General features: G+C 71.1%; 11 protein-coding genes. 4 read left to right on the top strand and 7 right to left on the bottom strand.

Going from position 1 to position 12,174, the window contains the following annotated elements; genetic code table 11:
• Nucleotides 1-56: 56 nt before the first annotated feature.
• From ABGB01_RS19990 to ABGB01_RS19980, 3 genes are read right to left on the bottom strand one after another with little or no spacing between them, the layout of a single operon-like run.
• Nucleotides 57-650, bottom strand: a complete 594-nt coding sequence (locus ABGB01_RS19990) for a pentapeptide repeat-containing protein (RefSeq protein WP_347775053.1) — start codon at nt 648-650, stop codon at nt 57-59.
• Nucleotides 651-667: 17 nt separating this feature from the next.
• Nucleotides 668-1,828 carry a cation:proton antiporter gene (locus ABGB01_RS19985; protein WP_347775052.1) on the bottom strand — a complete coding sequence of 387 codons (1,161 nt, stop codon included), beginning with the start codon at nt 1,826-1,828 and terminating at the stop codon, nt 668-670.
• A gap of 8 nt (nt 1,829-1,836) precedes the next feature.
• The gene (locus ABGB01_RS19980; RefSeq protein WP_347775051.1) at nt 1,837-2,319 is read right to left on the bottom strand and encodes a cation:proton antiporter regulatory subunit; all 483 of its coding nucleotides are present in this window, start codon (nt 2,317-2,319) and stop codon (nt 1,837-1,839) included.
• A 235-nt stretch (nt 2,320-2,554) separates the two neighbouring features.
• Here ABGB01_RS19980 and ABGB01_RS19975 point away from each other — a divergent pair, with 235 nt between their 5' ends.
• Nucleotides 2,555-2,962, top strand: coding sequence for an ATP-binding protein (locus ABGB01_RS19975; RefSeq protein ID WP_347775050.1), 408 nt, complete (start codon nt 2,555-2,557; stop codon nt 2,960-2,962).
• Between the two features lie 61 nt (nt 2,963-3,023).
• On the opposite strand, the gene ABGB01_RS19970 is transcribed toward ABGB01_RS19975, so the two are convergent.
• Together ABGB01_RS19970 and ABGB01_RS19965 are read right to left on the bottom strand one after the other, a co-directional pair.
• Nucleotides 3,024-4,232 carry an acetate kinase gene (locus ABGB01_RS19970; RefSeq protein ID WP_347775049.1) on the bottom strand — a complete coding sequence of 403 codons (1,209 nt, stop codon included), beginning with the start codon at nt 4,230-4,232 and terminating at the stop codon, nt 3,024-3,026.
• The gene (locus tag ABGB01_RS19965) at nt 4,208-6,511 is read right to left on the bottom strand and encodes a phosphoketolase family protein (protein ID WP_347775048.1); all 2,304 of its coding nucleotides are present in this window, start codon (nt 6,509-6,511) and stop codon (nt 4,208-4,210) included. The genes ABGB01_RS19970 and ABGB01_RS19965 overlap by 25 nt, the downstream gene beginning before the upstream one ends.
• 175 nt (nt 6,512-6,686) lie before the next feature.
• Between ABGB01_RS19965 and pgi the strand changes: the two genes are divergently transcribed.
• Nucleotides 6,687-8,330: a glucose-6-phosphate isomerase gene (gene pgi / locus ABGB01_RS19960; protein ID WP_347775047.1), complete on the top strand. Its 1,644-nt coding sequence runs from the start codon at nt 6,687-6,689 to the stop codon at nt 8,328-8,330.
• A gap of 48 nt (nt 8,331-8,378) precedes the next feature.
• The gene (locus tag ABGB01_RS19955; RefSeq protein ID WP_347775046.1) at nt 8,379-9,014 is read left to right on the top strand and encodes a LysE family translocator; all 636 of its coding nucleotides are present in this window, start codon (nt 8,379-8,381) and stop codon (nt 9,012-9,014) included.
• Here ABGB01_RS19955 and ABGB01_RS19950 read toward each other — a convergent pair.
• Nucleotides 9,011-10,387 carry an amino acid permease gene (locus ABGB01_RS19950; RefSeq protein ID WP_347775045.1) on the bottom strand — a complete coding sequence of 459 codons (1,377 nt, stop codon included), beginning with the start codon at nt 10,385-10,387 and terminating at the stop codon, nt 9,011-9,013. The two genes, ABGB01_RS19955 and ABGB01_RS19950, sit on opposite strands and share 4 nt — an antisense overlap.
• Before the next feature lie 20 nt (nt 10,388-10,407).
• Nucleotides 10,408-11,541, bottom strand: a complete 1,134-nt coding sequence (locus ABGB01_RS19945) for an aminotransferase class V-fold PLP-dependent enzyme (protein ID WP_347775044.1) — start codon at nt 11,539-11,541, stop codon at nt 10,408-10,410.
• A 76-nt stretch (nt 11,542-11,617) separates the two neighbouring features.
• On the opposite strand from ABGB01_RS19945, the gene ABGB01_RS19940 reads away from it, so the two are divergent.
• Nucleotides 11,618-12,154, top strand: coding sequence for an XRE family transcriptional regulator (locus tag ABGB01_RS19940; protein WP_347775043.1), 537 nt, complete (start codon nt 11,618-11,620; stop codon nt 12,152-12,154).
• Nucleotides 12,155-12,174 lie beyond the last annotated feature (20 nt).

Below are 12,174 nucleotides of genomic sequence, written 5' to 3'. Positions count from 1 at the left end.
TCGCGGGCCGCGTGCCGGGGGCCCTCCACGCGGTGAGCGGCTGAGCCCGCGCTTGCTCACTCGCGGACGTCGAAGCCCAGCGCGGCGGCCACGACCGTGGCCTGGAACGGGTCGATGATCGCGCCGGTCATCGTGACCGCGCGCGGGTCGAGCGTGCTGAGGTCGCTGCCGCGAAGGTCGCACTTCGTCAGGTCGGCGCCGCGCAGCGACGCCCCCGTCAGGTCGGCCCGCCGCAGCTCGGCCCGCTCCAGCCGGGCGCCCGCCAGGTCGGCCTCGCGCAGCCGGGTGCCGTGGAAGGTGCTGCCCCGCAGATCGGCCCCCGCCAGGCCGGTGTAGGACCAGTCGCCGCCCTCGACCTTCAGCAGGCCGTACGTGCAGCCGTCGAACACGCTCCCGGTGAGCTTGCACCCGGTGAACGTGGCGTCGAACAGCGAGCACCGCGTGAACGTGCAGTTGAGGAACCTCGCGTCGGTGTGCTCCGACACGTTGAACCGCACATTGCTGAAATGGCACTCCTCGAACGAGGATCCATGGTCGACCAGCTCGGTCATGTCCACGTCCTGGAAGAGAACCCGGCGATGGCTCTCGCCGGAGATCTCGAGCGTGTCCCAGTCCGTGGACCAGACCGTCTTCTCCGTGGGGTGTGCCATGCGAACAAGCTAGCGGATCAGGCCCGCTTCGCGATGGCGGTGATGAAGGGCTGCACGGCCTTGGCCGCCAGGGGCCCGAACGCGGCCAGGATCAGCACGTACGCCGCCGCCAGCGCCCCCAGGTCGGGATGCGCGCCCGCGCCCACCGCCAGACCGGCGATGACGATGTTGAACTCACCGCGCGGGATGAGGGCGATGCCCGCTCGTGTCTGACCGGCCCTGGCGATGCCCGCCCGTCTGGCCGCGTACATGCCCGTGAGCAGCTTCGTGACCATGCTGACCAGGGCCAGCAGCGCGGCGAGCCCGGCCACCGGCAGGATCTTCGCCGGGTCGGTCTGGAAGCCGAAGAACACGAAGAACACCGCGGCGAACAGGTCGCGCAGGGGCGCCAGCAGCGCCTGAGCGTCCTCGGCCAGCTCGCCGGAGAGCGCGATGCCCACCAGGAACGCGCCGACCGCCGCCGACACCTGCAGTTGCTGGGCGAGGCCGGCGACCAGCAGGGCCAGGCCGACGACCTTGAGCAATAACACCTCGGAGTTGGGGCTGGACACGAACGCCTCGATGAAGCGCCCGAACCGCAGCGCCACGACCAGCACGATGCTGACCGTGAGCAGCGCGATGCCCACCGAGATCGCCCCGCTCACCAGGCTCAGCCCGGCCAGCATGGTCGTCAGGATCGGCAGGTAGACCGCCATCGTGAGGTCTTCGAACACCAGCAGCGACAGGACCGTCGGCGTCTCCCGGTTACCGATCCACCCCAGATCCGACAGCACCTTGGCGGTGATGCCCGACGAGGTGGCGTAGGTGACGCCGGCCATGGCCACCGCCGCGACCGGGCCCCAGCCCAGCAGCAGCGCGATGATCGCGCCGGGCGCCGCGTTGAGCACCAGGTCGACGATGCCCGCGCGGGCGTTGCTCGTGAGGCTGGTGACGAGCTCGTCGGCGTTGTACTCCAGCCCCAGCGTCAGCAGCAGCAGGACCACGCCCAGCTCCGCGCCGACGGAGATGAACTCTTCGCTGGTGGCCAGCGGCAGCACGCCGCCGGTGCCGAACGCCAGCCCGGCTATCAGATAGAGGGGGATGGGGGAGATGCCGCCGCGCAACGCCAGCGCGCCCAACACTCCGAGACCCAGCAGTACTGCACCGAATTCGAGGAAAAGGATCGCGGTATGGTGCACCCGCGGCCCTACCCTTCTGCCAAAATGCCGGCGACCTCGGCGGTGGTGTCCTCGCTGCCGACGACGACCACGACATCACCACCGGTGAAGACGAAATCAGGTCCCGGGCTGGCGAAGACCTTGCCGCTGCGCACGAGGGCCACGATGGAGGCGCTCGTACGCGTGCGCACACGCGCGTCCCCCATGGGGCGTCCCACGTACGGGGAGTCCGCCGGAATCGGCAGTTGCACGCTGACCAGGCCCTCGACCTGCTCGTGCAGCTGGTTGAGCCGCTGCACGATGCGTGGCGCCCCCAGGAGCTCGGCCAGGGTGTCCGCCTCCTCGTCATTGAGCTTGACCGTATGGCAGACGGCGTCGGGGTCCTCTTTGTCGTAGATCACGAGGTCCCGGCGCCCGGTGCGGTGGGACACGATGCCGACCCGCTGTCCTTTGCGCGTCGTGAAATCGTGCCGCAGACCGATGCCGGGCAGTGCTGTTTGTTCGACCTCCACCTGTCCCACCTGTTCAAATCCGTATTTTTCCGGACAACCCTACCAATGCATTACCCGCGCTCTACGTACGCTTACCGAACCTGCCGGCCACACCTGTGCGGGCCCGTTCACGGCCGGTCGCGCCCCCCACCGCGCGATGGATGGTGACTCATGGGAGACTGCTCAACGGCGCAAGGTGACGAACCCGTGAGACGGACGGCCGACCGGCCGCACAAGACCCCCCGAGAGCAGAGGAATGGGCAGCAAGGAGGCGCAGCCGTACACCGTGGACACCCGGTTGCCGGAGGAGATGGGCAGCATCACGGCGTCGCGGCAGATCGTCGGTGAAGCTCTGGCCGCCCGCGGCTACCAGGGACGGCACGAGGACGTCCTCCTGGTGGTGTCCGAGCTGGTCACCAACGCGCTCGTGCACGGCGACGGCCCGCCCTCGCTGCGCATGCGGGCCGACGCGTCGGACGTGCGGGTCGAGGTGGGCGACGCCGGCCCCGGGCTGCCCCGGCCCCGCGAGCCCGGCCCCGGCGACGGCTGGGGGCTGCACGTCGTCAGGCTGCTGTCCACCGGGTGGGGCATCGCGCCGGCCGAGGACGGAAAGACGGTGTGGTGCGAGCTCACCGCCGACCTCCGGAGCCCGGCGGAGCTCTGATCCGCCCGCCGGTGACGTGACCCGTCCGTAGGCGCGGCCCGTCAAGGATCCGCGCCGGCCGTCAGGGATCCGGCGCGGTGTCCTGCTCGGCTCCCGTGCTGATCAGGGCGAGGGCCTCACGGGCGATCTCCCACTCCTCGTCGGTGGGGACGACGAGTACGGCCACCTCGGCGCCGGGCGGAGACACCGCGCGCTCCCCGGTCGACGCGGCCCGGTTGAGCGCCGGGTCGACGGCGATGCCGAGCCGGCCGAGCCCGGCCAGCGACTCGGCGCGGGTGGCGGCGTCGTGCTCGCCGACCCCGCCGGTGAACACGATCGCGTCCACCCGGCCCAGCAGCGCGTAGTAGGCGCCGACGTACTTGCGGATGCGCCTGGTGTAGATCTCCAGGGCCAGCCGCGCCTCGTCGTCGTCGCGGGCCCGCACCTCGCGCATGTCGCCGCTGCCGGTGAGGCCGAGCAGGCCGCCCTGGCGCCCGAGAGCCTCCTCCACCTGCTCGGCGTCCATCCCGTTCACCCGGGCGAGATAGCCGCTGACCGCCGGGTCGACGTCGCCCGAGCGCGTTCCCATGACCAGGCCCTCCAGCGGGGTCAGGCCCATGGAGGTGTCGACGCTGCGGCCGCCGGAGATCGCCGTGGCGCTGGCGCCGTTGCCCAGGTGCAGCACGATGAGGTTGAGCCCGGCCAGGTCGCGGCCGAGCAGGGCGGCGGCGCGGCGCGAGACGTAGGCGCAGGAGGTGCCGTGGAAGCCGAAGCGCCGCACGCCCAGCCGCTCGCGCCAGTCGCGCGGCACCGCGTACGTGTGCGCCGCCGGCGGCAGCGTCAGCTGGAAGGCGGTGTCGAACACGGCCACGTGGGGCACCGCGGGAAAGGCCTCGCGCGCGACCCGGACGCCGGTCAGGTTGACCGGGTTGTGCAGGGGCGCGAGCGGCGCCAGCCGTTCGACGGCGGCGATCACGGCGTCGTCGATGAGCACGGCCCGGGTGAACGTGGTGCCGCCGTGCACGACCCGGTGCCCGACCGCGACCGGGCTCAGCTCCGGCCCGGCCGTCTCGAACGCCTTCATGACCGCGTCCAGGCCCTCGGCGTGACCGGGGAAGCGGGCCTGCCTCTCGTAGGCGGGCCCGTCACCCGCGTGGTGCGTCAGGCGCCCCTCGTCCTCGCCGATGCGCTCGACCAGCCCTCTGGCGGGGCGCTCGTGGGTGCGGACGTCGATGAGCTCGTACTTGATGGACGAGGAGCCGGCGTTCAGGACGAGGATGCGGCCGGCCACGTCCACGACCTTATGTCGGCGGGGTCCTCGCCGTGCTCGCGCGTGTGGGCGCGGGCGCGCAGCCGCTCGTCGCTCATGTGCTGGCGCAGGTGCGCCTGGGTGGAGCCGAGCCCGGGGACACGGTCGATGACGTCCATGACCAGGTGGTAGCGGTCGATGTCGTTGAGCATGCACATGTCGAAGGGCGTGGTGGTGGTGCCCTCCTCCTTGTATCCCCTCACGTGGATGTTGTCGTGGCCGGTGCGCCGGTAGGTGAGCTGGTGGATGAGCGAGGGGTAGCCGTGGAAGTTGAAGATGACCGGCCTGTCCGTCGTGAAGAACGTGTCGAACTCGGCGTCGGACAGGCCGTGCGGGTGCTCCGACCGGGGCTGGAGGCGCATGAGGTCGACGACGTTGACCACGCGTACCTTCAGCTCGGGCAGGTGCTCGCGCAGGAGCGCGGCGGCGGCGAGCGTCTCCAGGGTGGGCACGTCGCCTGCGCAGGCGAGCACCACGTCGGGTTCGCCCCCCTGGTCGGTGGAGGCCCAGGGCAGGATGCCGAGGCCGCGCGTGCAGTGGGCGATGGCCTCGTCCATGGTGAACAGGTCGAGCACGGGCTGCTTGCCGGCGACGACGACGTTGACGCAGTCACGGGAGCGCAGGCACTGGTCGCCGACCGACAGCAGCGTGTTGGCGTCCGGCGGCAGGTAGACCCGCACCACGAAGGCCTTCTTGTTGACCACGACGTCGAGGAAGCCGGGGTCCTGGTGGCTGAAGCCGTTGTGGTCCTGGCGCCACACGTGCGACGACAGCAGGTACGTCAGCGACGCGACCGGCCGCCGCCACGGGATCTTCCGCGACGACTCCAGCCACTTGGCGTGCTGGTTGAACATGGAGTCCACGATGTGGATGAAGGCCTCGTAGCAGTTGAACAGCCCGTGGCGGCCGGTCAGCAGATAGCCCTCCAGCCAGCCCTGGCACAGGTGCTCGCTGAGCACCTCCATGACGCGCCCGCCGGCGCCGAGGTTCTCGTCGGTGGGCAGCAGCTCGGCGTTCCAGGCCCGGTCGGTGACCTCGAACACCTCCTGCAGCCGGTTGGAGGCGGTCTCGTCCGGCCCCATCAGCCGGAACGTGTGCGGATTCCCGGCGATCACGTCGCGCAGCAGCCCGCCGAACACCCGCGTCGGCTCGGTCTCCTGCACGGCGGGCGACTTGACCTCGACCGCGTGGGTGCGGAAGTCCGGCAGCCGCAGCGGCTTCAGCAGCTCGCCGCCGTTGGCGTGCGGGTTGGCGCTCATCCTGCGCGGTCCGGCCGGCACGGTGCCCGCGATCTCCGCGGCCGGGCGCCCGTCGGCGTCGAACAACTCCTCGGGGCGGTAGGAGCGCATCCACTCCTCCAGCATCGCCAGGTGGGCGGAGTTCTCGCGTACCTTCGCCAGCGGCACCTGGTGGGCCCGCCAGGTGCCCTCGACGGGCTTGCCGTCCACCTCGCGCGGCCCGGTCCACCCCTTCGGCGTACGCAGAATGATCATGGGGAGGCGGTCGGCGTCGCCGGCCTTGTACGCGGCCATCTCCTCCCAGACGGTGTCCAGCGTGCCGGCCATCTCGGCGTGGTCGGGGCCGACCAGATGGGGGCGGTGGCCGTACCCCTCCATGAGTTTGATCAGCTCGTGCTCGGGGATGCGGGCGAGCACGGCCGGGTTGGCGATCTTGTATCCGTTGAGGTGCAGGATGGGCAGCACCACGCCGTCGCGACGGCGGTCGGTGAACTTGTTGGCGTGCCAGCCGGCGGCCAGGGGGCCGGTCTCGGCCTCGCCGTCGCCGATGACGCAGGCCACGACCAGGTCCGGGTTGTCGAAGGCGGCGCCGTAGGCGTGCGCGAGCGAGTAGCCCAGCTCGCCGCCCTCGTGGATGGAGCCGGGCGTCTCGGGCGCGACGTGACTGGGCACGCCCCCCGGGAAGGAGAACTGGCGGAACAGCCGCCGCATGCCCTCGACGTCCTGCGTGACGTCGGGGTAGCGCTCGGTGTAGGAGCCCTCCAGCCAGGCGTGCGCGACCGCCGCCGGGCCGCCGTGCCCGGGACCGGCGATGTAGATCATGTCCTGGTCGCGCTCGTTGATCACCCGGTTGAGGTGGGCGAAGCAGAAGTTCAGGCCCGGCGTGGTGCCCCAGTGGCCGAGCAGGCGCGGCTTGATGTGCTCGGGCCGCAGCGGCTCGCTCAGCAGCGGGTTGTCCAGCAGGTAGATCTGTCCGACGGACAGGTAGTTGGCCGCCCGCCAGTATGCGTCTATGTGCTCCATGCTCTGCTGCTTCCTCTGGAGAGCGAGCTGAATCCACTTTCGCCGGGCAAGGTGCGGGACATGACAGGAGTCCCGCGTACGCAAAAGGTCTCATCCGCCACGGGCGGAATCAACCCGGGAGGGTACGTGGTTACGGGACGATGGTGATCGGTTTGGCGACGCGAGGAGGAAGAGCGTGAACGGCGACATCACCCGGAGCCAGGAGTGGGCGGCCCTCGACAAGCACCACGGCGAGCTGGCCGGCAAGCAGCTGCGCGAGCTGTTCGCGGATGACCCGGGCCGTGCCGAGCGCATGACGGCGACCGCCGGCGACCTCTACCTCGACTACTCCAAGCACCGCGCCACGCGCGAGACGATCGACCTGCTGCTGGCCCTGGCCGAGCGGGCCGGGCTGCGCGAGCGGATCGCGGCCATGTTCGGCGGCGAGCACATCAACGTCAGCGAGGACCGCGCCGTGCTGCACGTCGCGCTGCGCATGCCCCGCGAGACGCGGCTGGTGGTCGACGGCCAGGACGTCGTGGCCGACGTGCACGCCGTGCTCGACAAGATGAGCGCCTTCTCCGGCCGGATCCGCTCGCAGGAGTGGAAGGGCGCCACGGGCAGGCCCATCGAGACCGTCGTCAACATCGGCATCGGCGGCTCCGACCTGGGCCCCGCCATGGCCTACGAAGCGCTGCGCGACTACGCCGACGCGGGCATCGCGGCCAGGTTCGTCTCCAACATCGACCCGGCCGACATCACCGGCGCCCTCGCCGGGCTCGACCCCGCGACCACGCTCTTCGTGATCAGCTCCAAGACGTTCACCACGCTGGAGACGCTGACCAACGCCAGGGTCGCGCGCCGCTGGCTGGTCGACGCGCTGGGCGAGGACGCGGTGTCCCGGCACTTCGTGGCCGTCTCCACCAACGCCGCGAAGGTCGCCGAGTTCGGCATCGACACCGACAACATGTTCGGCTTCTGGGACTGGGTCGGCGGCCGCTACTCCTTCGACGGCGCCATCGGCCTCTCGCTGATGATCGCGATAGGGCCCGAGCGGTTCCGCGAGATGCTGGCCGGTTTCCACGCCGTCGACGAGCACTTCCGCACGGCGCCGTTCGAGGCCAACCTGCCGGTGCTGATGGCCCTGCTCGGCATCTGGTACAACGACTTCTTCGGCGCGGAGACCCGCGCCGTGCTGCCCTACAGCCAGCGGCTGCACCGCTTCCCTGCCTACCTGCAGCAGCTCACGATGGAGTCCAACGGCAAGTCCGTGCGCGCCGACGGCGCTCCCGTGACCGCCGCCACCGGCGAGATCTTCTGGGGCGAGCCGGGCACCAACGGCCAGCACGCCTTCTACCAGCTGCTCCACCAGGGCACCCGGCTGGTGCCCGCCGACTTCATCGGTTTCGCCGAGCCCTTCGAAGATCGTGAGGGCATGCACGACCAGCTCGTCGCCAACCTGCTCGCGCAGACCTCGGCGCTGGCGTTCGGCAAGACGGCCGAGGAGATCGCGGGCGAGGGCACCGCGGCCGGGATCGTGCCCCACAAGGTCATGCCGGGCAACCGCCCCTCCTCCACGATCCTCGTGCCCAAGCTGACCCCGTCCACGCTGGGCCAGCTCGTCGCCCTCTACGAGCACATCGTCTTCGTCGAGGGCGCCGTCTGGGGCGTCGACTCCTTCGACCAGTGGGGCGTCGAGCTGGGCAAGAAGATGGCGCTCGACCTGGCGCCCGCGCTCACCTCCGGCGAGCCGCCGCAGGTGAGCGGGGCCGCGCTGCCCGACCCCTCCACCGAGCGGCTCGTACGCCGATACCGCGAGCTGCGCGGCCGCCGCGTCTGAGTCCCCGCCCCGCGTCACCGGCCAGGCGGGGCCCCTAAAGTGGACGCCATGACCTCTGTGGCGCAGCTTGTCGCTTTCGGCGGGGTGGTGATGCTCGGCGCGATGTCGCCCGGCCCCGACTTCGCGGTCGTCGTACGCCGCTCGGCCGTCTCCGGGCGCGGGCACGGCATGGCGGCGGCGACGGGGATCTCCGTGGGCGTCTTCGTCTGGGTGGTGGCCGCGGCCACCGGCGTCGCGGCGCTGCTGGCCGCCTCGGCCATGGCGTTCACCGTGGTGAAGGTGGCCGGCGCGGCCTACCTGCTCTATCTCGGGGTCAGGGCGCTGCGGGCCGCCCTTCGCCGGGGCGGCGGCCTGACGCTCGACGCGCCGGGCCCGGCTGGGCAGGGCGCGTGGGCGGCGTTCGCGGAAGGGCTGCTCACCAACGTGCTCAACCCCAAGGCCGCCCTGTTCTTCGTGGCCCTCATGCCCCAGTTCCTCAGCTCCGGCGCCTCGCTGCCGGACACCCTGGTGCTGTCGGTGGTCGCGTTGGCGGGCACGGTCGCGTGGTTCCTGGTGGTGGCCACCATCGTGGGGACCCTGCGCAAGGTCTTCGCCAGGCCCGCCGTACGCAGGACCGTGGACGGCCTGACGGGTGCCGCCCTGATCGCCCTCGGCGTCAAGCTGGCCACCTCCGGCAACCCCTAGCTGCCCGGTGACGCCGAGCGGCGGGAGACGACGGCGTACGCCACGCTGACGATCACGAAGAACGGCACGCCCGCCCACCACGCCGGCCGCAGCGACTCGATGAACAACGTAGAGACGAGCACCGCGGCGAGGAAGAGCATCACGAGGCCCGACGTGACGGGCGCGCCCCAGAGCCGGACCGGTGAGGGCGGCAGCCCCTGCGCGGCGCGGGTGCGCCGGAAGGCGTGGTGCGTGAGGAGGATCAGCAGCCACACGACCAGCGCGCCGAACACCGACACGCCGAACAGCGCCAGGTAGGCGTCGCTCTCGCTGGCCGCCGACACGACCGCGGCGAGCGCGAGGCCGAGCGCCGACAGCGCGAGCGCGTTGCGCGGCACGCCGGCGGCGCTGAGCCGCCCGGTCCAGGCGGGGGCGTACCTGTTGGCGGCCAGCGAGTGCATCATCCTGGTGGTCAGGTAGAGGTTCGTGTTGGCGCTGGACAGAGCGGCGGTCAGCACGACGAAGTTCATGACGGTCGCCGCGGCCGGGATGCCCGCGGCGGAGAACACGCTGACGAACGGGCTCTCGGTCACGGAGCCGCCCTGGGCGGTGGTGGTCCACGGCACCACCGTGAGCACGATCGCGATGGCCAGCACGTAGAAGAGGGCCAGCCGGGTGACCATGCGGCGGGCGGCGCGCGGGATGTCGCGCACCGGGTTCTCCGACTCGGCGGCGGTGACCGAGACGACCTCGGTGCCGATGTAGCTGAACAGCACGAACACCATGGCGAGGAACAGGCCGCTCATCCCGTTGGGCAGGAACCCGCCGTGCGCGGTGAGGTTCGAGACGCCGGTGGCCTCCGCGCCGGGCAGGCCGTAGGTGACGAGCAGCACGCCGAGCAGGATGAACACGATGATCGCCACCACCTTGATCATCGCGAACCAGTACTCGACCTCGCCGAACAGCTTGACCGCGGCGGTGTTCACGACGAGCACCACGGCCGAGAAGACGGTGACGGGCAACCACAGCGGCAGCGACGGCCACCAGAACTGCACGTAGATCCCGGCCGCGATGACCTCGCCGCCGATGGCGATGACCTGGATCGTCCAGTACGTCCAGCGGACCACGAATCCGGCCCACGGGCCGAGGTACCGGTGCGCGATGACGCCGAAGGCGCCCGCCTCGGGGTGGACGACGACCATCTCGGCCAGCGACCAGCCGATCACCAGGGCGACGCCCGCGCAGATGATGTAGGCGACGATGGTCGCGGGGCCGGCCTGGGAGATCGCCAGGCTGGAGCCGAGGAAGAGCCCGGTGCCGATCGCGCCGCCCAGCCCGATCATGGTGAGCTGGCGCCCGGTCAGCCTGCGTCGCAGTCCGGATGCGTTGTCCACAAGAGACCTCTCGGGGGTGATCAGGCCCGGCGGCAGGCGCTGATGGCTTCGACGGCCGCGTCCACGTCGGACCGGTCGTTGTAGTAGTGGAAGGACAGCCGCAGCAGGTCGCCCCGCGGCGCGGTCCAGATGCGGCGCTCGGCCAGCCTGGCCGCCAGCCGGGCCGGGTCGTCGTCGGCGATGGCCACCTGCGGGCCGCGTGCCCCAGCCGGGCTCGCCACGCGCTCGCCGGCCGCTGTCAGTCGCTCCGCCACCTCCTCGACCAGGGCGGACACGTGCGTGTCCACGGCCTCCATGTCGACCCGTTCGATGAGGTCGAACCCGGCGTTGGCCGCGTAGGCGGACGGGATGGGCGGCGTGCCGGTCTCGAAGCGCTGGGCGCCGGCGGGAAAGTCGAGCAGCCGGGGGTCGAAGGCGAACGGGTCGGTGCGGCCGAACCAGCCGGTGAGCTCGGGCTCGCGCTGCTGTTCCATGCCGCCGCGTACGTAGAGGAACGCGATGCCGGGCAGGCCGAGCAGGTATTTGAGCGACCCGGCCGCCAGGTAGTCGCAGCCGAGCCGTTTCACGTCGATCGGGGTGACGCCGGCGCCCTGGTAGGCGTCCACGAATACGCGCGCGCCCTTCTCGTGCGCCAGGCGGACGACGTCCTCGACCGGGAGGCGGGCGCCGTTGCGGTAGGTGTGCAGCGGCACCGACACCAGGTTGACGCTCTCGTCGACGACCTGCTCGTACGCCTCGGCCGTGACGTTCTCGCCGGTGTCGGCGGCCACCCTGACCGTGGCGCCGCGCCCGCGCTGGGCCAGCCACACGTGGGCTATGGACGGGAACTCCAGGTCATTGGTGACGAGACCGGGACGGCGCGACCAGTCGAGCGACGAGGCGGCCTGGAAGGCGGCCTCCGAGGCGCACGACAGGACGGCCACCTCGTCCGGCTCGGCGCCGATGAACCGGGCGAACCGCTGCCTGGCGCGGCCGACCTCCCCCATCCACACCTCCCAGGGGGCGCCCGCGTCGCGCAGCGTGTGGCCGATCTCCTGGAGCGCGTACGCGAGCCGCGACGACAGGGCTCCCTGGCTGCAGCTCGCCAGGTGCACGGAGTCGGTCAGGGAGGGAAACTCGGCCCGGAACTGAGTGGCGTTCAGCAGATGCGACATTTCGGGCACCTTATCGGGGCTGTTTTAACCAGGTCAATACATCTTCAATGGGATTAATGCCCGCTAGGATCTGCGTGTGATTGGCGCCAGGATCCGTGAGCTCCGCACCGTACGGGGGCTGACCCTCGCCCAGCTGGCCGCGGAGGCGGGCGTATCGAGCGGGCTGATCAGCCAGGTCGAGCGCGACCTGGCCGACCCCAGCCTGGAAACGCTCAGGAAGATCGCGAAGGTGCTCGACCTGCCGCTGTTCAGCCTGTTCCAGGAGCCCGACGCGGCCGCCGTGGCCGTGGTCAGGCGCGAGGGGCGGATGCTGGTCAGGTCTCCCGCGGGCGGGATCACCTACACCCGCGTGTCGCCCGGGCACGGGCGGCTGGAGGTGCTGGAAGGGCACCTGCTGCCCGGCGGATCGTCGGCCGCCGAGCCGTGGTCGCACCCGTCCGAGGAGTGCGTGCTCGTGCTGCGGGGACGGCTCGTCGTCGAGGTGTCCGGGGCCGAGCACGTGCTGGAGGCGGGGGACAGCTGCTCCTTCGACTCGGCGCTGCCGCACCGCTATCTCAACACCGGGGACGAGCCGGTCGACTTCCTCATCGTCGCCACTCCGCCCAGCTACTGAGCCGGCGCGCCGGCAGGTGA

The organism is Nonomuraea sp. B5E05 (assembly GCF_039880665.1).
GTDB lineage: Bacteria > Actinomycetota > Actinomycetes > Streptosporangiales > Streptosporangiaceae > Nonomuraea.
Note: the sequence above shows the minus strand (reverse complement) of the source record. Positions and strands in the feature narration are given on the sequence as shown.